Below are 19,043 nucleotides of genomic sequence, written 5' to 3'. Positions count from 1 at the left end.
GCAAAAAACGACAATAAAAGAAAATATCTATATCTTGCAATAAATTGCAAGAAGTTTTATGATGGAACTATGAAAAAACATGCAAGGTGTGATGAAAATAACTGCAAATACATTGAGTGGATATGACCATTTATTTCATAACTTACCAGTTGGCTTATTGTTAATTGATAAAAACGATAAAATCACTTATATAAATCAGGTTGCTCTAGACATGTTTGATATTGATAGTAATACATTTCATATTTCTATTGATGCACTTTTGGAAGATGCATCGACAACAAATGTAAAACAACTTCGTCACCATGTTGAAACTCACGATACCATTAAAAGGAATGGAAAAAAAGTTATAACGCGATATAGTCCTTATTTAAGTGAACAAGGTGAACTGCTAGGGATAATAATTCTAGTGGAAACATTAACAACATTCCATAATCGTGTAAGTCATTTAACAAATATGGATTTATTTCAAGGTGTTTTACAGGAATTGTTAAATAGTGATACAAAATTTCGCGTTGTTCTTGTTGATCATAGTGAGTGGTTAATAAGTGATCAGTGGGATGAATTACGAAATGTCAGTTCTTATGCTGGCAAATGGCTAGATAAATTGGCCAAAACCGCAATGGAATCTAGGCGAGAAATTAGGGAGATTTTTCAAGATAATAACACCATGTCCAATCAAATTGAGATAATTAGTAAACCAATCCAAATAAATGGGAAGTTAATCGGTTGTGTGCAGTTTTTAAATACAGATAAACTAAATGAGTGTGAAAAAGAACTTCAATTTGCTAAAAAGATCATTAGAAAATTAGAAAAGACCTATCAATTAAACGATATCATTGGTAATTCACCAGCGATCAATATTGCACGTGAGCAAGCAAAGTTATACGCGAGAATGGAAACCCCCATATTAATTCGAGGGGAAAAGGGAACAGGTAAATATATGCTAGCAAGGGCAATTCATGCCTTGAGTGATAAGTATTCACATTCATTCCTAAGGTGTAATTTTTTTGAATTAGCTGGTTTAAACAATTTGAAAGCTAAGCTAGAATATTTAAAGAGGGCTGGAAGAAATGGAACCATTTATTTTTATATTAATGAAATAATTTCAAAAGATAAACAACTTCAATTACTTGAATTTGTAAATAATAGTCAAGGTATAAGGGTGATATTTGGAACTTCATTGGCGATAACATCTGAGTATTGGTATGTATCTTTTTATGACATGATTCTACGCTACCAAATTACATTACCAGCCTTAAAAGAAAGACAAGATGATATGTATATGTTAGTAGATACCTTACTAGCCAGACTAAATCAACAATATCACACTAATATATCAGAAGTAGATAGTAAAATTATTGAACATTGGAAAAAATGTGATTGGCCAGGTAATATTGTTCAATTAGAGAAAACACTCGAAAATATTGTATTACAAACTGATGTATATACAAAAGTCATCTCCAGTAAACAGCTAAGTCAAGCTGGTTTACAAGAAAACAATCATCTAAACACGTCTAGTGCTAATAGAAAATTGCAAACTGCAATCGATCAGTTTGAAAAGGATTATATTATGCAATCTCTACAAGAGCATGCTTATAATAAAACAAAAACAGCAAAATCTTTAGGTGTTTCTGTTCGTAATTTATATTATAAGATGGACAAATATAATATTGATCGAGGTGCTCCATGACAAAAAATATATTTCGTATTTTAGTTATTAATCCGTTGGTGGAAAGTACCAGGGTAGCTCTATACGAGAATGATGAGTGTTTATATGAACAGTTCGTAGCTTTAACTGATACGACACTGGAAAAAGAGATATTGGTGCAACGGAATCGAAGAAAACAAAATATTATACAGATTATTCAATCCATAGGCATTGATATTTCTACGATTGATGCAGTATGTGGAAGAGGTGGTTTGCTACGCCCAATCGAAGGTGGTACTTACCTTGTGAACGAGCAAATGATAGAGGATTTAACTAATAGTATTAATGGAACCCACGTCTCAAATCTCGGTGCATTATTAGCTTATGATATTGCAACGGATTGGAATATAAACGCTTATATTGTCGATCCTGTCGTGGTAGATGAGATGTTGGATATAGCTAAAAAAACAGGTTTACCTTCTATTGAGCGGAAAAGTATTTTTCATGCTTTGAACCAAAAATCTGTTGGAAGATCATTGGCTTATCAACTTCATGCTAACTATGAAGATCTTTGCTTAGTGATTGCGCATATGGGCGGTGGTATCACTGTTGGCGTTCATCAATACGGACAAGTAATAGATGTAAATAATGGTTTTGATGGAGATGGACCATTCTCATTCGAACGAGCAGGATCAATTCCGAATAAGGATCTTATACAGTTAAGCTTTAATTCAGGTCTGTCAAAAGAAGAGTTACAATACCAATTAATCAATCGAAGTGGTATAAAAGCATATTTAGATATTGAAAGAAGCGCAGATTTAAAGATATTATGGAAAGCAGAGCCTGAGAAAGTAAAGGGTGTTTTTGATATTCTAGCGTATCAGGTAGCAAAAGAAATAGGCAAGATGAGTACTGTTGTATCAGGTAATGTTAATGCAATTGCTCTGACGGGTGATCTGGCTAATTACGATTATCTTAATCAAAAAATTATAGAACAAGTAAGCTGGATTGCTGATACTTATATATACCCTGGAGAAAATGTGATGCTTGCTCTTGCGCAAGGTACGTTAAGAGTTTTAAAAGGGATAGAAAAAGTAAAGCAATATAATTAGAGGAAGGAGTGGGATACATGGCATTGAATTATGATCTCGTTATTCTTGGTGGAGGTACAGGTGGTTATGTTACTGCAATTCGAGCAGCACAGTTAGGTTTAAAAACAGCAATCGTTGAAAAACAAATGCTTGGCGGAACCTGTTTACATAAAGGTTGTATTCCTACTAAAGCATTACTGAAAAGTGCCGCTGTGTATCAACAAGTAAAACAAGCTGCAAATTTTGGAGTCGAAACATCATCCCCTTTATTTAACATCGAGCAAGCAATGAGAAGGAAGGACGATGTGATTGGCTCATTACATCAAGGTGTCGAACATTTAGTACGCTCGAATAAGATAGATGTTTATGAAGGCTTTGGTCGTATATTAGGACCATCTATTTTTTCGCCTATCGCTGGATCTATTTCTGTGGAATATGAAGAGGAAAAAGAAAATGATATATTAGTTTCGAAAAACGTAATCATTGCGACAGGTTCATCACCAAGTGTACTTCCTAATATGGAAATTGATCATATCCACATTGTTACCTCGGATGACTTAGTTGAAATGACTGAATTACCAAAATCAATCATCATTGTAGGAGGTGGGGTGATTGGATTGGAATGGGCCTCGTTCTTGCATGATGTAGGTGTGGAAGTAACGATCCTAGAAGCTCAAGATCAAATACTTTCGGCTTTTGACCATGATATTGTGAAACAATTAAAACGGATATTAATGAAGAAAGGAATTTCAATCCTAGAGGAAGCAAAGATCGATACATCTTCTATTGACAAAGGTTCTGAAATACAGGTAACGTATCAACAAGATAATGAAATACATAATATCTCAGCAGAAAAATTATTGATTGCAGTAGGCAGGCATGCAAATACTAAAAAAATCGGAATAGAAAATACAGATATACAGCTTGATCAAAGAGGATTCATCAATGTAAATGAGCATTTTCAAACAAAGGAAAGCCACATTTATGCAATTGGTGATGTAAATGGCGGTCATCAACTTGCACATGTTGCTACTTATGAAGGAAAGAGAGCAGTTGATCACATTGCTGGTATAAGTGGCAGCCAAATTAGTGAACAAGAAATTCCATCATGTATATATGGAAATCCAGAGATTGCCATGATTGGCTTGACAGAAGATCAGGTTAAACAAAAAGGCTATGACTACCGTGTAGACAAAGTATCCCTTCAAGCGATAGGAAAAGCTCATGTAAATGGTCATACCGAAGGTTTTACTAAAATAATTATAGATAAGAAAACAAATGACATTTTAGGTATACACATGATAGGTGAACATGTAACAGAACTAATTGGACAAGCAAGTATTGCTAAATATTTTGATGGTTCAGCTTTAGAAATATCGGAAGTAATCTATCCGCATCCGTCTTTAAGTGAAATTATTGGAGAGGCTGCATTGGCAGTCGAGGGGAGGAAAATTCATGGTTAATCAAACATACTCATTAGAAACTGATAAAGAAACGTTACTTGCAATGTATCGTGAAATGTTACTCGCAAGAAGAATTGATGAAAGAATGTGGTTATTAAATCGTTCGGGAAGTATTCCATTCGTTGTATCTTGCCAAGGTCAAGAAGTCATGCAAATTGCGGCATCTTTTGCCTTAAATAAAGACAAGGATTACGTTTTGCCATATTACCGTGATCTGGGTGTTGTTCTCCATTTCGGTATGACCACAAGAGAAATTTTCTTACAAGCTTATGCTAAAGGAGAAGATCCAAACTCTGGTGGACGACAAATGCCAAGTCACTTTGGCCAGAAGAAAAATCGTATTGTAACAGGATCTTCCCCGGTAACGACTCAAGTACCACATGCTGCTGGATTTGCTTTAGCTGCAAAAATGGAAAAAAACCCTGCTGTTTCCTTTGTAACATTGGGGGAGGGTTCCTCGAATCAAGGTGATTTTCATGAAGGATTGAATTTCGCTAGTGTTCACAAATTGCCTGCCATTTTTATGGTGGAAAATAATAAGTATGCGATAAGTGTACCGTTAAATAAACAAGTAGCATGTGAAAACATTTCAGATCGAGCAATTGGCTACGGTATAAAAGGTATTAAAGTCGATGGAAATGATGCGTTCGAGGTGTATGAAGCAGTAAAAGAAGCACATGATCGTGCTTTAAATGGAGAAGGTCCAACATTAATAGAAGCAGTAGCCTATCGCTTCACACCCCATTCAAGTGATGATGACGATTCGACATACAGAACAAAAGATGAGGTATCTAGTGAAAAATCCAAAGATGGAATTGAGCGGTTCAAGCAGTTTTTATTTGATAAAGGTTACTTAACTGACGCCTTAAATGAGGAATTAGAAACAACAATCAAACAAGAAATTAATGATGCGACAGAATATGCTGAGAATGCACCATATGCAGATGTTTCGACACTCAGCAATTATGTTTATGGAGAAAAGGGGGAGCAATAATGGCTGTTTTGACATATATCCAAGCAGTTAACCAAGCTTTAAAAGAAGAAATGGAGCAAAATGAGAAAGTCTTTGTACTTGGTGAGGATGTGGGAAAAAAAGGCGGTGTTTTCCTTGCAACAGCTGGCCTGTTCGATCAATTTGGAGAAGAACGAGTAATTGATACTCCTCTTGCTGAGTCTGCTATTGCTGGTGTCGGAATCGGTGCAGCAATGTATGGCATGCGCCCTGTTGCGGAAATGCAATTTGCTGATTTCATTTTGCCTGCGGTTAATCAAATTATGTCTGAAGCTGCCCGTATTCGGTACCGTTCAAATAATGATTGGAATTGCCCTATTACCATTAGAGCCCCATTCGGTGGCGGCGTGCACGGTGCGCTTTATCACTCCCAATCGATTGAAGCAATATTCGCTAATCAACCGGGATTAAAGGTTGTCATTCCTGCTAGTCCTTATGATGCAAAAGGATTACTTAAAGCTGCCATAAGAGATGAAGATCCCGTGTTATTTCTTGAACATAAACGGGCTTATCGTCTCTTGAAAGAGGAAGTTCCTGAAGAAGACTATACTGTTCCAATTGGTAAAGCAAACATTGTTCGAGAAGGTGATGATGTTACAGTTATTACGTATGGATTATGTGTTCATTTCGCCAAACAAGCAGCGGAAAAACTGGAACAAGAAGGTATCAACACCGAAATTGTTGATTTAAGAACCGTATATCCATTGGATCAACAAACGATCATGAAAGCTGCTTCTAAAACAGGAAAAGTATTGCTAGTCACAGAAGACAATAAAGAAGGAAGTATTATCGGAGAGGTATCTGCAATCATTAGTGAAAATTGTTTGTTTGATTTAGATGCACCCATTCAAAGGTTAGCAGGACCAGACGTACCTGCAATGCCGTATGCACCACCATTAGAAAAAGAATTCATGATTAATGCAGAAAAAATAGAACAAGCAATTCGCGAGTTAGCAGAATTTTAAGAAGGAGTTGAGAATTTTGACGGTGCAACGAATTAATATGCCTCAGCTTGGCGAGAGTGTGACAGAAGGAACGGTTAGTAATTGGCTTGTCCAAGTAGGGGATTACGTGGAAAAATATGATGCGATTGCAGAAGTAATGACAGATAAAGTGAATGCAGAAGTTCCTTCCTCTTATACTGGTGTTATTAAAGAATTAATAGCAGAAGAAGGAGAGACAATTGAAGTCGGTCAATTGATGTGCTACATAGAGATGGAAGGCGAAGAGACTGAACAATCAACTTCATCACCAGTAGCAGAATCAAAAGATAAACCGTCTGTTGATCAAAATATGAAAAGCCGTTATTCTCCAGTAGTTATGCGGTTAGCTGGAGAACATCAAATAGATTTAAATACGGTTACCGGGTCAGGTAAGGGTGGAAGGATAACAAGAAAAGATATTGAAAAAATAATTGCCACTGGACCAACAGCTAGTGCGGAAAAGACTGAACCACCAGCTACTCCAGAGAGTAAAGAAGAACAAGAAGAGATCGAAGAATTCACACCACCGATCATTCGTCGTCAACCTGTAAAAGCAAAACCTGGTGATCGCGAAATACCGGTAACAGGTCTAAGAAGAACGATTGCTCAAAATATGGTTCGATCAAAAACAGAAATTCCACATGCTTGGATGATGATTGAAGTTGATGTCACCAATCTAGTAGCATATCGGAATGCAGAAAAAGACAAGTTTAAGGAAAATGAAGGATACAATTTATCTTATTTTGCCTTCTTCTTAAATGCTGTAGCGAAAGCATTGAAAAAGTTCCCTGAATTAAATAGCTGTTGGGCAGGAGATAAAATCATCCAGCGTAATGAAATTAATTTATCGATTGCAGTGGCGCATGGACATGAATTATATGTTCCAGTGATTAAAAATGTGGATGAAAAGAGTATTAAAGGTATTGCTAAAGAAATTGCCCAACTATCCAATAAAGCAAGAACAGGGACGTTAACGAAAGATGATATGGAAGACGGGACGTTCACGGTAAATAATACTGGTTCATTTGGTTCTGTCGAATCGATGGGTGTTATCAACTATCCACAGTCCGCAATTCTACAAGTGGAATCCATTGTGAAACGGCCAGTTATTATTGATGATATGTTCGCAGCTCGTGATATGGTAAACCTTTGTTTGTCATTAGATCATCGTGTTTTAGATGGTGTGATCTGCGGAGCGTTTATGTCACACGTTAAAGCGATATTAGAGAATATTTCCAGTGAGACTACACCAATATATTGAAAATTGTAAATAACAGTTTCATTTTTAGTCTAACAACAGTATACTAAATAATGTAAGGGAAACCCGTAAATTGATGAAGAGGTTTCCCTTTAATTGTTTAATTGTAAATGTGTCAAAAATTTTAAAGATTAAAGTGTAAAAAGAACGAAGACTTTCGCGCTAACAACCTGAAGTAAGTGTGAAACCATAGGTCTTTCTTATGAATAACGGTGATAAGTATGCAACAAAAAGCTAGATTAATATATGACATGGTCATGATATTATTAGTAATGGTCACTATACTGACCCTTTGGGTTGACCATACAGTTAATTCTACAATTAATCTAATTGTTTGGTTAGTATTCTTAATTGACTATATCATACGAATAAGAAGGGCTGAAAAGAAGTGGGAATTTATTAGGAAAAATCCATTTTTGTTACTTGCAGTTATTCCATTAGATCAACTGTTTCAAGTAGCAAGAATTGTACGACTGTTTTATCTGTTTCGAATTAAAACCATCACGAAATATTATGTTACACCGTATATAAAACAGTTAACCTATGCGAAGAAAATATTTTTGCTTCTTTTCGTTCCAGCATTGTTACTAATAGAAACAATTATTCTTTGGTTAATGGATAATAAATTAGAATTTTGGCATGATGCATTTATTGTAGTTTTCCAACATTTATTTATATTTGCGAATAGTATGGATAGTATTAACCATTTTCCTAGTATTCTATTATTAACGATTACATCGATATTCGGTGTAATTATTCAAGGATTAGTGTTACAATGGTTATTTGATAAGTTAGAATATATTTGGCATAAAAGAAAACATATATTTTCATCTTAGAAAAGTGGGGGATTGGCATGTTTTTAATAGAAGCATTTGTTTATATCGGTACAATAGCATTTGCTATTTCTGGATCATTAATTGCTATTAAAAATAATTTAGATATATTTGGTGTCATATTATTAGGATTGACTACCGCATTAGCTGGCGGTGTTATACGCGATCTGATGATTGGTAATATACCACCAACTAATCTAGCGGATCCTCAATACTTTTTAGTTAGCTTATTAGCCAGCTTGGCTACTATATTATTTTATGACAAAATTAATAAATTTGAACACGGGATCACTTTCTCAGACGCAATCGGACTAGGCGTATTTACGGCAGTCGGCGCTAATGCTGCTTTAAGCTTGGATTATTCACAGCCATTTCTTATTGTGGCAATGGGATTAGTAACAGGTATTGGCGGTGGTGTTTTACGGGATGTATTTGTTCGTGAAATTCCATTTGTATTTCGTAAAGAAATTTACGGTATTGCGTCCATTGCAGGCTCCATTGCATTAATTAGCACCTATGAATTACTGTCGCCAACAATCAGCTTATATATTTGCTTAACCGTAACCTTAACGATTCGTATGTTGGCAGTCAAATGGAAATGGAATGTCCCGATAGTTCATAAAAAAGCACCAGTCAAGAACAAAACGGTAAATTATTAAGAGTTTTGTTCTGCTTGTTCATTGGTAATATAACCTGAAACTATTACACCGATTGTAAGAATTAAACTCAATAAAACTGTTATCCAGCCAGACTCTAATTGGAAAAACTGATAAATTATCGGCTCATGAACAATCATATCGACACCTGTGTAAACTAATATAGCTGATCCGATATACATGAAATATGGGTAGCGTTTTAAAAGAAGAACAATAAACTTAGCTCCAAATATCATTAATGGAATACTAACCATAACACCTAGTGTCAATAATGAGACACTACCTTTTGAAGCACCTGCAATTGCTACAACATTGTCTAAGCTCATAATGACATCTGCAATAATAATGGTCATTACTGCTTTATAAACAGTTTGATGTGATGTGATTTCTTGTGCTTCCTCTTCTTTTATTAATATCTTGTAACCGATCCAAATCAATAGAATGCCACCAATAAGATAGATTAATGGGAATTTGAGTAGATAAATAATTCCAGTCGCAAAGATAACTCGAAGGATAATTGCACCTGCAACACCAATCAAAATCGCTTTGTTTTGATTTTTTTTATGAAGATTTTTCGTTGCCATTGCTATAACTAAAGCATTATCTCCTGATAATACTATATCAATCGAGATTACCTGTAATAAACTTATCCAATCCATTCCTTCCAACCAAGACATATTCAATGAATTTTTCTCCTCCTTCATTGCTTATAAATCCTATACCATTTAACTATATGCTCGTCTACACGATGAATATGCATAATTTCCATTGAAAAAAATGTCGAAAATAATTGAAATTTGTAAAAGTGTGTTCAAATCTTGTCTTTTTATGTATAATGGAATTGTTACTATAAACTAAGGGAGAAGGCATATGGAGGCAAAGAGACAGATAAAATATATACTAGGAATTACGTTGATTGTTGTATCGATTTTTGTTGTAATCTTACTGTTCAAATCTAATCAGATATTAGATAATATGAAAGCTTCTGAATCATCCCCCACCAAAGTATTAATCTTAACGACAGATAGATTAGACGACCAGAGTTGGGGAAGTTTAGCTTACAAAGGTAAATTGCTAATTGAAGAAAAATACAATGTAACTGCTGAAGTTGTCGGGGAAGTGAAAGAAAAAGAGGATACGCCTACCCTTGTGGAGAAATATGTCGACAAGGGTTATGATTTGATTATCGGGCATGGGAGAGAGTTTTCGGACCCATTTTACCGACTAATCAATCAATACAAGGATGTCCAGTTTGTAACATTGCATGGTGATAATATTGCAAGAAACCTTGCTGTTTACACTTTTAATCAAAATGAGATTGAAGTTATTGCTGGTATGGCTGCTGGTATGAAAACAAAGTCAAATAAAGTAGGTGTCATTGATGCCATTAACAATAAAAATAAGGATTGGGGATTTAAGGAAGGTATAGAACTAGTTAATGATAATATTGAATTGAACTATAGAGTAGTACCAGAAAGAACGAGTAAATCAAAAGCTAAATCTGTTGCTGCTAATTTGATTGAGCAAGGTGTAGATGTCATCTATACGAAAGGAAACAGTTACAATCAAGAAGTGATTAATTATGCAAAAAAACAAGGTATTTATATTATCGGTTATTTGGAAGACCAAGCTTATATGGCCGAGGGTAAGGTGTTAACTAGTGTTTTGAATAACGTGCCAATGGCTTATGATGTTATGGTAAAAGATTATCTCAGCGATGATGGAATTAAGGTTGGAAAAAAATATCTGAATGAGAATGATGGGGTATATGGGATAGCACCGTTTGGTTCCATGTTTTCAGAAGAAGAAATTCGAAGAATCGAAGAAGCTACAGATCATGAAATAATACTGCGTTAATTTTATTAGGTGATAGGAGAAATGCCGGATGATTTCCTTTTTTCAAAAATTTTCATTACGCAATAAATTGTTATGCATTCTCCTTTCAGTAATGGTTATTTTTAGTGGCTTTTCTCTTTTATTAATCCAATCTATTGAAGAAGTGAGTAAAGTAACGAACACCATAAAGGATGATAATATACCGGAAATTGTATGGTTCAATCAGTGGGAAAAAGAATTGGAAATAAAAAAGCAAATTGTTCTCAATCATTCCAATACAGATTTTGAACATAACTTTCAACAGAAATTTGAAGATAATGACATTACAATCAGTAGTCAGGAATTAAGAGAACAAATTCCAATACCGGAAAGTATTGAGAGCATTCATAAGCAATTAATGTTACTAGATTTCATTGTGACTAATAAAGTATTTGGGTTACTTGAATATGATGAGGTAGAAGCTGCTAGAAATGTGATTGAATCAGAATATTTACCTGAATTAGAATCACTAAAGAAAACCATCATTACTCAAAGAAATGAAGAGTACAGTTCCTTACAACAAAATACGAATACATATCCCGAAATTATAGAAAAATCATTATATTTTTTACTTATCATTACTATAGTTGGAGTATTAATTTCTTTATATTTTTCATTTAAAATGAGTAAAAGTATTACAAAACCTATCGAATCAATTGTTACGAAAGTAAATAAAATTGCGAATGGTAATTATGGAGAGACAGTAACCAGTACGACTCAATTGGAATTGCAAAGCTTAGCTAAATCAATAAATCAAATGTCTTTCAGCTTACAGCAATCTTTCCAGCAAATCGTTTCAGATAAAATAAAGCACGAACAAATTTTAAACTCCTTACCTATTGGTATTATTACGTATGACAATAATGCCAAAGAATATTTGGCAAATTCATATGTTCGTAATTTATTTGAATTAAGTAATGAAATCATTACAGATAGTGACATTTTGTCAATGCAAAACAAGTATCCTATACTAAAAATGCTTATTTCAAACCAGTCTTTTCAAAATAAAAAGCTTACAATTACTATTCATAATAAAAAATATGTATTACTAGTTTCGCAGAGTAATTTAAAGGATCACGATCAAAAAACAACTGGAAAAATTCTTTTCTTTGTCGACATTACTGATTCAACAAAGCTGGAAAAACGAATCATTCAGTCAGAAAAATTGGCTTTAGTAGGTGAAATGGCGGCTAGTTCGGCTCATGAAATAAGAAATCCTTTAACCGTAATACATGGATTTTTATCGTTAATGAAAGAGTCAATGTCAAAAGAAGAAGTAGAAAAATATAACTTTCATTTAATGATGAAAGAAATTGACCGGCTTTATTCCATAGTGGAGCAGATGTTGTTAATGTCGAATCATAAAAAGCCAGAAAAAGATATGATATTATTGAAAGATATGTTGGCTGATTTGTTACCACTAATGAATAGTTCTTTGGAAGCGAAAAATATTAACGTTGTCACAGATATAACGGATGAGTACATACTTGCCGATCATAAGCAATTAAAACAAGTATTTTTAAACCTCTTACGTAATAGTAAAGATGCCATAGGGGATAATGGGACAATAAAGATAGTCAGTAGAGTCGAAGAAAACAAATATATCATTTATTTTAGTGATACGGGGGCAGGTATACAAGATTCCATTAAAGATGTCTTGTTTGAACCCTTCTCAACTTCTAAATCTAACGGGACTGGTTTGGGCTTAAATGTTGTCTCGAAAATAATTGATAATCATCAAGGTGAAATTGCAGTTGATTCCAGTGATTCTAAAGGAACAACATTTAAAATAACATTGCCTATCGTTAAAAATAAAAGTACTGTTAATTGAAAATGTTGATGTGAATTGTTACTATTTAAGAAGATACTATAATCAAGAGAGGGTCGAATAAAATGGACTTTAATTTATTTATGGGTGATATAGTGGAATCAGCTAGAAATGAAATAACGCAAGCGGGATTTGAAGAATTAAAAACACCGGAAGCAGTGAAAGAAGCATTATCCAAAAATGGTACCACGTTAGTAATGGTAAACTCTACATGTGGTTGTGCAGGTGGTGTTGCAAGACCAGCAGCAGCTAGTGCTATCCATTATGATAAAAGACCTGATCATCTAGTTTCGGTTTTTGCAGGGCAAGATCGAGAAGCAACAGAACTAGCACGTCAATATTTTGAAGGATATGAACCATCCTCACCATCATTTGCTTTATTAAAAGACGGCCAAATTTTGAAAATGGTGGAAAGACATGAAATTGAAGGGCATAGTCCTGTCGAAGTCGTTAATAAACTTCAAGGATTATTTGATCAATACTGTGAAGAGGTGTAATATCATTTTCATAAGGTAGCCTGAGAATATATAAACCCGTTTCAATTATTAATGAAACGGGTTTATATTTGTTCATAATAAAAGCCTGATTAGAGCAATGTAAAGGGGAAAATTAGTTTATAAACATTGCTAATCCTGCAGTAAAAGTAGATAGTACCATAGCAATGATCATAATATATATAACAAGTTTCATTCTTTTTTCTCGCTTAGATGCCATTTTAAATCCTCCTTTATGAGCAATACTAAAATATATTTTACAACTAAATAAAAGTTAGGACAAGTAAATATCAAGAAAAAGGAGCATAAACATTGATTAATCAACAACGAGTTATAAACCAATTTATTGAGTTAGTAAAAATTGATTCAGAAACAACAAAGGAAAGAAAAATAGCCGATTATCTTATTGATATTTTTCAGCAGTTACAGTTAGATGTGACAGAAGATCAAACTAATCAACAAACAGGTCATGAAGCAGGAAATATTATTGCACATCTGAATGGGACGGATAAAAATATTCCCGCTATCTATTTTACCGCACATATGGATACAGTTGTTCCAGGTGCAGGTATTCAACCAGAAATACGTGATGATGTTATTTACTCTGATGGCACCACAATTTTAGGAGCCGATGATAAAGCTGGAATATCAGCTATAATTGAGCTTATTCATATAATAGAAGAAAATCCAGTTCCACATGGAGATATTTATTTTGTCATTATGAGTGGAGAAGAATCTGGACTTGTTGGTTCTCAACAATTTGATGTTTCACAATTACCGGTGGAGTATGGATATGCACTTGATAGTGATGGAGAAGTTGGGTCGATCATCATAGGTGCTCCTGCTCAAGCAAAATTGTATGCCACAATAAAAGGAAAAGCTGCACATGCTGGGGTGAATCCTGAAAAAGGAATTTCTGCGATAAGTATGACTGCCAAAGCGATAACTAAAATGCCACTAGGCCGAATTGATGAAGAAACAACTGCAAATGTTGGTAGCTTTGAAGGTAAAGGACCGACAAACGTAGTCTGTGAACAAGTATTATTAGTAGCAGAAGCAAGATCATTGTCAAAAGAAAAATTAGAACGACAAGTGGAATCAATGTGTGAAGCTCTTGAGAAAACTGCCGAACAAATGGGTGGAGAAGTAGATATCGAAGTGAAACCAATGTATCCGAATTATAAATTTACTGAGAATGACCAAGTGGTACAAGTAGCGAAGAGTGCTGTTAAAGCATTGGGTAAAACACCGTTATTAAAAATTAGTGGTGGTGGTAGTGATGCCAACCATCTTTCAGGTAAAGGTATTCCAACAGTTAATTTAGCGGTCGGTTACGAAAATATTCATACAAAAAATGAGCGAATTAATATAAGTGATTTAACCGAAGTACCGGCTTTATTATTTGAAATAATCAAAGAATCAGCTAAATGAGCGTGATGATATGAAATCTTGGTATCCCAAAAATGGGCGTGTTATATTACATGTAGATATGAATAGTTTTTATGCATCGGTAGAAATTGCAGATGATCCACAGCTTAAAGGTAAACCACTTGCTATTGCTGGTAATCCAGATGAACGGAAAGGAATTATTGTTACAAGTAGTTACGAAGCACGAAATAAAGGTGTAAGAACTACGATGTCTCTTTGGGAAGCAAAGAAGCTTTGTCCTAAATTGATTGTAAAAAGGCCAAATTTTGACCGTTATCGAGAGGTTTCTAATCAAATTTTTCGTATCTTAGAAGATTATACGCCATATGTTGAGCCTGTCTCGATTGATGAAGCATTTCTAGATATTACAGATAGCTATGATTTAGGTAATCCACTAGATATTGCCAATGCTATTCAACAACATGTAGCACATGATTTACATTTACCATGTAGTATTGGGATTGCACCTAATAAATTTTTAGCAAAAATGGCTTCAGATATGAAAAAACCAAACGGTATTACGATATTAAGAAAAAGGGACGTCTCTTCAAAGCTATGGCCATTACCGATTGAAGAAATGTATGGAATTGGCAATAAAACTGCAGAGAAGTTAAAGAAATATCAAATAGAAACAATTGAAGATTTAGTGGAAACTGATACAGTATTGCTGAAGGGTTTATTAGGGGTGAATGGAGAGAGGTTAAAAACAAGAGCGCTGGGAGAAGATCCTCGTCCAGTTGATCCGGAAAATGCCAGCAGTTTTAAAAGTATTGGAAGTTCACAGACTTTTCCGACAGACGTATCTGACTATGACCAACTACTAGCACAACTACGATCTCTCTCTGAAAGTGTTGAAAAACGATTACATCGAAAAGTAGCAGTAGGTGAAACCATCCAACTCACCATTCGATACAGTGATAGAAAGACCATCACGAGAAGGATGAAATTGAATCAGTATGTTGAAAAGGCCACTGATATATTCTTTTACAGTGAACAATTATTAGAAGAGCATTGGAATTCCGAACCTGTCCGTCTATTAGGGATTACTGTTCAAAACGCAGTAAAAAAAGACGATATTACCTATCAATTAAATCTATTTCATTATTTAGACCAATTGAAATAGTTACAGTGCAATTAACTAACTTTCAACTTACATTAAAAGAGGCTGGGGACCTGGGGACAATTCAATTTTTTTCGACTCCAAAGACGAATAATGTAATGAATCAAAATGAACATAAGAAGGATTATGCTTAGTAACAGATGAAGTGTAACTATTGAACAAAGTGGTGATTTTGACATATATCAAATGCTTAAAAACCGCTATGGCTTGCCTACTTAACTTTCCGAGGATGTGTTTTCAGCTAATTTTTGTAAAGCAATTTACTTTACAAAGTGTATCTTCGAAGAAAACCGTTTCGTAGGAGTTGAAGCCGGATGTCTCCACTATACCTTTTTCTATAACGAATACCAGAAAAAGCATATCGGTATGATAACCATAAGAGTGATTCAAATGAGTTATTTATGCATTTTCACAGGGATAACAACCCAAGTTGCTAGGTCTGACAAATGTTGTAACGCATAAATTAAGCGAAGGTGCCCACTTCAACTCCTGTGGATCTTCAGGGCAAACCCCACGGAAGGACCAGCTATGGAAAGTCAACCCTAAAAACACTTAAATTAAAAATAATTATTTGTTTAAAAAAAGGCATGCGAAAATACACCTCATGTGAGAGGTGTTTCAAGGGAAAATATGTTCGATTTTTACTTACTTAACGTGTGGCTCATATGGCTTGTGATCTCGTAATATGGCAAAAATAATATGTGTTAGCTTTCTGGCTACGGCTCCAACAGCTACGTAATGCCCTTTTCCTTTATCTTTTAACTTATTATAAAACTGTGATAATGCCGGATCACTTAGGCTTAGGCTGTTACCTTAAAACCAAGTTGGTGAAGATAAGTGAACACAGAGAGCCAATAATGTCCAGTCGCTTCTAAGCCGCAAGCACAATTATCAGGGGTGAGTTGATGTTTGTTTACAAAAGCTAACAACTTGTCACTCCCGGGTATAGAATTAGAAAAACGAAGCGTTTTTCCAATCGCATTACCTTGCTGGTCAATCACTCCGGCTTCGTGTTCTTTTTTTCCAATATCAATCCCTAAGTAGTACATGTAAACACCACCCATATGATAGATTAATCAGAAAAGAGGAATCCTCCGCATCTTTATAGATATCCATCCTCGTTCGATATTCGACAACATGTGTCATCCAGCTGATACGAATCATTCTATAAAGAAGGAGGCATCAGACTTTCCGACGAAGACTAAGCTTCAAGGGAAGTAACGATACCTCCATCTGATTACCCCCATTATACAATTTCATGGGGATACCTTAAAATTAAGGTTACCTATATCATACGAGGGGAGTGGGCAGCCGAAGCGGTGGGCAAACGGTCGATGTATTTCATAATGGATACTAATAGCAATCGCCGTAGACCTACTTAAGATATAGTTAAGTCTGGGAGGGTTTTGCCCAGTTTTTCTTATAAGTAAAGAAAGTATATAATCCGCGGTATCAACGCATTTGTAAGCAGAGTAGCCATTTTGAAATAGCTTGGACAGGACCGGGTGGGCTTTCCCGGTTTTTCTTATTATAGAATCACTTTTGTCTCAACCTCTTAGTTTACGGAAGTTGAATAAAAGTCATGTGCAATAACTGTTTTTTCAAAATATCTCTTTGCTTCTGACAATAAGAGATCTACTTGATCCTGTTGAAAACGTGAAGAGATATGAGTCAATACTAATTCTTGAACATTAGCTTTTTGTGCTATTTTGGCAGCTTGTGCTGTTGTTGAATGGTAATAATTATAGGCCAATTCCTCTTGTTCTTTGCTAAACGTCGCTTCATGAACTAATAAATCCACATTTTCAATGAAGGAGACGATCTCTTGATTTACCCGTGTATCTCCTAAAATAGCCAAGCTTTTCCCTTTCTTCGGCATTCCAATATAGTCTTTAGACCGAACTGTATTACCATTGGGGAGTTTGACTGTTTCCTCCGTTTTGAATTGGCGATAGATCGGACCAGGATTAATACCTTCCTCTTTGAGTTTTTCTACTAATAAGGGACCAGGACTGTTCTTTTCATCAATGCGGAAGCCAAAGCTGTCAATTGCATGTTCTAACTTCTTGACAGTGATTAAAAATTGATCATCCTCGAAAATTACGCCTTCCTTTAGTTCTTTTATTATAATTGGATAGGATAATTTGGACTGACTTACAGTTAATGCTGTTTCTATAAACTGTTTTATTCCTGTAGGACCGTAAATGGTAACAGGCTCTTCTCCGCCTTGAAAAGACCGGCTGCTTAACAAGCCAGGTAATCCAAAAATGTGATCTCCATGCAAATGGGTAATGAATATTTTTTCTATTTTTCTTGGTTTGATTGAAGTATGTAAAATTTGGTGTTGAGTCGCCTCTCCACAATCAAACATCCAAAGAACATTACGTTCTTGTAATAGATCTAGCACAATGGATGTAACGTTTCGATCTTTACTGGGTAATCCAGCCCCTGTTCCTAAAAAGTGTAATTGCATCGGTTATATCCTTTCTGCAAACCTTCTTTTTTTGACGTCAATAGCTAGTTTAGGTACATCTGTAAAGAGTGCATGACAACCTAAACGGATCGCCTTACTGATGGTAATCGGTGAATTCACTGTATATACTGCAACATAAAGATTATTCTCATTTGCTAGCATAACTAATCTGTTCGATAGAAGACGATACCTAATATGGATACCTTTTGCTTTAATCTTTTTACTGTATGGAATCAATGCTTTATTTCGTTTACCTGTTAATAAAGCATAGTCGATGTTCGTTTTATTCTCATTGATTCTTGTTATACTTTTGTGGTTAAAACTTGAGATAACTGTTTTGTCTGCCATATTGTATTCAACTAATTTTTGACAAACAATGTCTTCTAATCCTTGATATGAAATAATATTATTTTTTAATTCTACATTCAATTTTAATTGTTTTTCCTGGTTCCATGCAAGCAAGTCATCTAAGGTTGGTATTTTTGTGTCTATGTAATGAGGAGATTTCCAACTTCCTGCATCTAATTGGTTTAGTTCGTTATAGGTAAAATCTTTCACAAAACCAGTACCATTTGTTGTCCGATTTAATTGCTCATCATGAATTAAAACTGGGATGTTGTCCTTGGTTAATTGTACATCTGTTTCAATCCCATCCGCTCCGTGTTTATAAGCTAGTTCAAATGCAGGCATTGTATTTTCGGGTGCATGCTTGCTGGCACCACGATGTGCATAAATAATGGTAGACATCATTTCACCTCTAATATATAAGTTTCACTTCTTCATGATTGTCTTTAATTTTAGTAGAAAAGTCAATGGTATAAATATTATATGCACTATTTCTAACAGAAATTTTACATACTTTCTCAAATTGCATTTTTCTC

General features: G+C 34.8%; 17 protein-coding genes and 1 pseudogene. 13 read left to right on the top strand and 5 right to left on the bottom strand.

Annotation, left to right across the window (positions count from 1 at the left end; genetic code table 11):
• Positions 1 to 91: 91 nt before the first annotated feature.
• From ACTWP4_RS20660 to ACTWP4_RS20625, 8 genes are all read left to right on the top strand, one after another.
• Positions 92 to 1,690, top strand: a complete 1,599-nt coding sequence (locus ACTWP4_RS20660; protein WP_443130680.1) for a helix-turn-helix domain-containing protein — start codon at positions 92 to 94, stop codon at positions 1,688 to 1,690.
• The gene (buk, locus tag ACTWP4_RS20655) at positions 1,687 to 2,760 is read left to right on the top strand and encodes a butyrate kinase (protein WP_443130679.1); all 1,074 of its coding nucleotides are present in this window, start codon (positions 1,687 to 1,689) and stop codon (positions 2,758 to 2,760) included. Before ACTWP4_RS20660 ends, buk begins: the two co-directional genes overlap by 4 nt.
• A gap of 17 nt (positions 2,761 to 2,777) precedes the next feature.
• Entirely contained in the window at positions 2,778 to 4,202 is a 1,425-nt protein-coding gene (lpdA, locus tag ACTWP4_RS20650) for a dihydrolipoyl dehydrogenase (RefSeq protein WP_443130678.1), read from the top strand.
• A complete protein-coding gene (locus tag ACTWP4_RS20645) occupies positions 4,195 to 5,196 on the top strand; it encodes a thiamine pyrophosphate-dependent dehydrogenase E1 component subunit alpha (protein ID WP_443130677.1) in 1,002 nt (333 codons plus the stop codon). Before lpdA ends, ACTWP4_RS20645 begins: the two co-directional genes overlap by 8 nt.
• A complete protein-coding gene (locus ACTWP4_RS20640) occupies positions 5,196 to 6,179 on the top strand; it encodes an alpha-ketoacid dehydrogenase subunit beta (protein ID WP_443130676.1) in 984 nt (327 codons plus the stop codon). The genes ACTWP4_RS20645 and ACTWP4_RS20640 overlap by 1 nt, the downstream gene beginning before the upstream one ends.
• A gap of 16 nt (positions 6,180 to 6,195) precedes the next feature.
• Positions 6,196 to 7,458, top strand: a complete 1,263-nt coding sequence (locus tag ACTWP4_RS20635) for a dihydrolipoamide acetyltransferase family protein (protein ID WP_443130675.1) — start codon at positions 6,196 to 6,198, stop codon at positions 7,456 to 7,458.
• 218 nt (positions 7,459 to 7,676) lie between these two features.
• The gene (locus tag ACTWP4_RS20630; RefSeq protein WP_443130674.1) at positions 7,677 to 8,291 is read left to right on the top strand and encodes a transporter; all 615 of its coding nucleotides are present in this window, start codon (positions 7,677 to 7,679) and stop codon (positions 8,289 to 8,291) included.
• A gap of 17 nt (positions 8,292 to 8,308) precedes the next feature.
• Positions 8,309 to 8,947 carry a trimeric intracellular cation channel family protein gene (locus ACTWP4_RS20625; protein ID WP_443130673.1) on the top strand — a complete coding sequence of 213 codons (639 nt, stop codon included), beginning with the start codon at positions 8,309 to 8,311 and terminating at the stop codon, positions 8,945 to 8,947.
• Here the strand turns inward: ACTWP4_RS20625 and ACTWP4_RS20620 are convergent.
• Positions 8,944 to 9,621 carry a TerC family protein gene (locus ACTWP4_RS20620; protein WP_443130747.1) on the bottom strand — a complete coding sequence of 226 codons (678 nt, stop codon included), beginning with the start codon at positions 9,619 to 9,621 and terminating at the stop codon, positions 8,944 to 8,946. The two genes, ACTWP4_RS20625 and ACTWP4_RS20620, sit on opposite strands and share 4 nt — an antisense overlap.
• A 193-nt stretch (positions 9,622 to 9,814) precedes the next feature.
• On the opposite strand from ACTWP4_RS20620, the gene ACTWP4_RS20615 reads away from it, so the two are divergent.
• The 3 genes from ACTWP4_RS20615 (at position 9,815) to ACTWP4_RS20605 (ending at position 13,144) form a co-directional block, all read left to right on the top strand.
• Positions 9,815 to 10,801: a BMP family ABC transporter substrate-binding protein gene (locus ACTWP4_RS20615; RefSeq protein ID WP_443130672.1), complete on the top strand. Its 987-nt coding sequence runs from the start codon at positions 9,815 to 9,817 to the stop codon at positions 10,799 to 10,801.
• A 28-nt stretch (positions 10,802 to 10,829) separates the two neighbouring features.
• Positions 10,830 to 12,650 carry an ATP-binding protein gene (locus ACTWP4_RS20610; RefSeq protein WP_443130671.1) on the top strand — a complete coding sequence of 607 codons (1,821 nt, stop codon included), beginning with the start codon at positions 10,830 to 10,832 and terminating at the stop codon, positions 12,648 to 12,650.
• Positions 12,651 to 12,712: 62 nt separating this feature from the next.
• Positions 12,713 to 13,144, top strand: coding sequence for a BrxA/BrxB family bacilliredoxin (locus tag ACTWP4_RS20605; protein WP_443130670.1), 432 nt, complete (start codon positions 12,713 to 12,715; stop codon positions 13,142 to 13,144).
• Between the two features lie 112 nt (positions 13,145 to 13,256).
• Here ACTWP4_RS20605 and prli42 read toward each other — a convergent pair whose 3' ends face one another.
• A complete protein-coding gene (prli42, locus tag ACTWP4_RS20600; RefSeq protein WP_443130669.1) occupies positions 13,257 to 13,361 on the bottom strand; it encodes a stressosome-associated protein Prli42 in 105 nt (34 codons plus the stop codon).
• 92 nt (positions 13,362 to 13,453) lie between these two features.
• Between prli42 and ACTWP4_RS20595 the strand changes: the two genes are divergently transcribed.
• Both ACTWP4_RS20595 and ACTWP4_RS20590 read left to right on the top strand, forming a co-directional pair.
• Positions 13,454 to 14,572 (top strand): M20/M25/M40 family metallo-hydrolase, encoded by a 1,119-nt coding sequence (locus ACTWP4_RS20595; RefSeq protein WP_443130668.1) that lies wholly within the window; start codon positions 13,454 to 13,456, stop codon positions 14,570 to 14,572.
• 10 nt (positions 14,573 to 14,582) lie between these two features.
• Positions 14,583 to 15,674, top strand: a pseudogene (locus ACTWP4_RS20590) (DNA polymerase IV); the annotation flags it as partial.
• An 815-nt stretch (positions 15,675 to 16,489) separates the two neighbouring features.
• Here the strand turns inward: ACTWP4_RS20590 and ACTWP4_RS20585 are convergent.
• The 3 genes from ACTWP4_RS20585 to ACTWP4_RS20575 all read right to left on the bottom strand — a co-directional run bounded on the left by ACTWP4_RS20585 (position 16,490) and on the right by ACTWP4_RS20575 (position 18,909).
• Positions 16,490 to 16,738 carry an IS110 family transposase gene (locus ACTWP4_RS20585; protein WP_443130667.1) on the bottom strand — a complete coding sequence of 83 codons (249 nt, stop codon included), beginning with the start codon at positions 16,736 to 16,738 and terminating at the stop codon, positions 16,490 to 16,492.
• 506 nt (positions 16,739 to 17,244) lie between these two features.
• Positions 17,245 to 18,162: a ribonuclease Z gene (rnz, locus tag ACTWP4_RS20580; protein WP_443130666.1), complete on the bottom strand. Its 918-nt coding sequence runs from the start codon at positions 18,160 to 18,162 to the stop codon at positions 17,245 to 17,247.
• A gap of 3 nt (positions 18,163 to 18,165) precedes the next feature.
• Positions 18,166 to 18,909: a glycerophosphodiester phosphodiesterase gene (locus tag ACTWP4_RS20575; protein WP_443130665.1), complete on the bottom strand. Its 744-nt coding sequence runs from the start codon at positions 18,907 to 18,909 to the stop codon at positions 18,166 to 18,168.
• Between the last annotated feature and the right edge of the window lie 134 nt (positions 18,910 to 19,043).

Source organism: Gracilibacillus sp. D59, from assembly GCF_052246695.1.
In the GTDB taxonomy this organism is placed as follows: domain Bacteria; phylum Bacillota; class Bacilli; order Bacillales; family Amphibacillaceae; genus Gracilibacillus.
The sequence above is the reverse complement of the archived record's forward strand: the minus strand, read 5'-3'. Positions and strand labels throughout refer to the sequence as shown.

What these genes read in the sequence shown, in the direction of transcription:
- ACTWP4_RS20625 (WP_443130673.1), top strand. Translation starts at nt 8,309, where the DNA reads ATGTTTTTAATAGAAGCATTTGTTTATATCGGTACAATAGCATTTGCT.
- ACTWP4_RS20620 (WP_443130747.1), bottom strand. Translation starts at nt 9,621, where the DNA reads ATGTCTTGGTTGGAAGGAATGGATTGGATAAGTTTATTACAGGTAATC.
- ACTWP4_RS20645 (WP_443130677.1), top strand. Translation starts at nt 4,195, where the DNA reads ATGGTTAATCAAACATACTCATTAGAAACTGATAAAGAAACGTTACTT.
- ACTWP4_RS20585 (WP_443130667.1), bottom strand. Translation starts at nt 16,738, where the DNA reads ATGTACTACTTAGGGATTGATATTGGAAAAAAAGAACACGAAGCCGGA.
- prli42 (WP_443130669.1), bottom strand. Translation starts at nt 13,361, where the DNA reads ATGGCATCTAAGCGAGAAAAAAGAATGAAACTTGTTATATATATTATG.
- ACTWP4_RS20575 (WP_443130665.1), bottom strand. Translation starts at nt 18,909, where the DNA reads ATGTCTACCATTATTTATGCACATCGTGGTGCCAGCAAGCATGCACCC.
- buk (WP_443130679.1), top strand. Translation starts at nt 1,687, where the DNA reads ATGACAAAAAATATATTTCGTATTTTAGTTATTAATCCGTTGGTGGAA.
- ACTWP4_RS20640 (WP_443130676.1), top strand. Translation starts at nt 5,196, where the DNA reads ATGGCTGTTTTGACATATATCCAAGCAGTTAACCAAGCTTTAAAAGAA.
- ACTWP4_RS20630 (WP_443130674.1), top strand. Translation starts at nt 7,677, where the DNA reads ATGCAACAAAAAGCTAGATTAATATATGACATGGTCATGATATTATTA.
- ACTWP4_RS20605 (WP_443130670.1), top strand. Translation starts at nt 12,713, where the DNA reads ATGGACTTTAATTTATTTATGGGTGATATAGTGGAATCAGCTAGAAAT.
- ACTWP4_RS20660 (WP_443130680.1), top strand. Translation starts at nt 92, where the DNA reads ATGAAAATAACTGCAAATACATTGAGTGGATATGACCATTTATTTCAT.
- rnz (WP_443130666.1), bottom strand. Translation starts at nt 18,162, where the DNA reads ATGCAATTACACTTTTTAGGAACAGGGGCTGGATTACCCAGTAAAGAT.
- lpdA (WP_443130678.1), top strand. Translation starts at nt 2,778, where the DNA reads ATGGCATTGAATTATGATCTCGTTATTCTTGGTGGAGGTACAGGTGGT.
- ACTWP4_RS20615 (WP_443130672.1), top strand. Translation starts at nt 9,815, where the DNA reads ATGGAGGCAAAGAGACAGATAAAATATATACTAGGAATTACGTTGATT.
- ACTWP4_RS20610 (WP_443130671.1), top strand. Translation starts at nt 10,830, where the DNA reads ATGATTTCCTTTTTTCAAAAATTTTCATTACGCAATAAATTGTTATGC.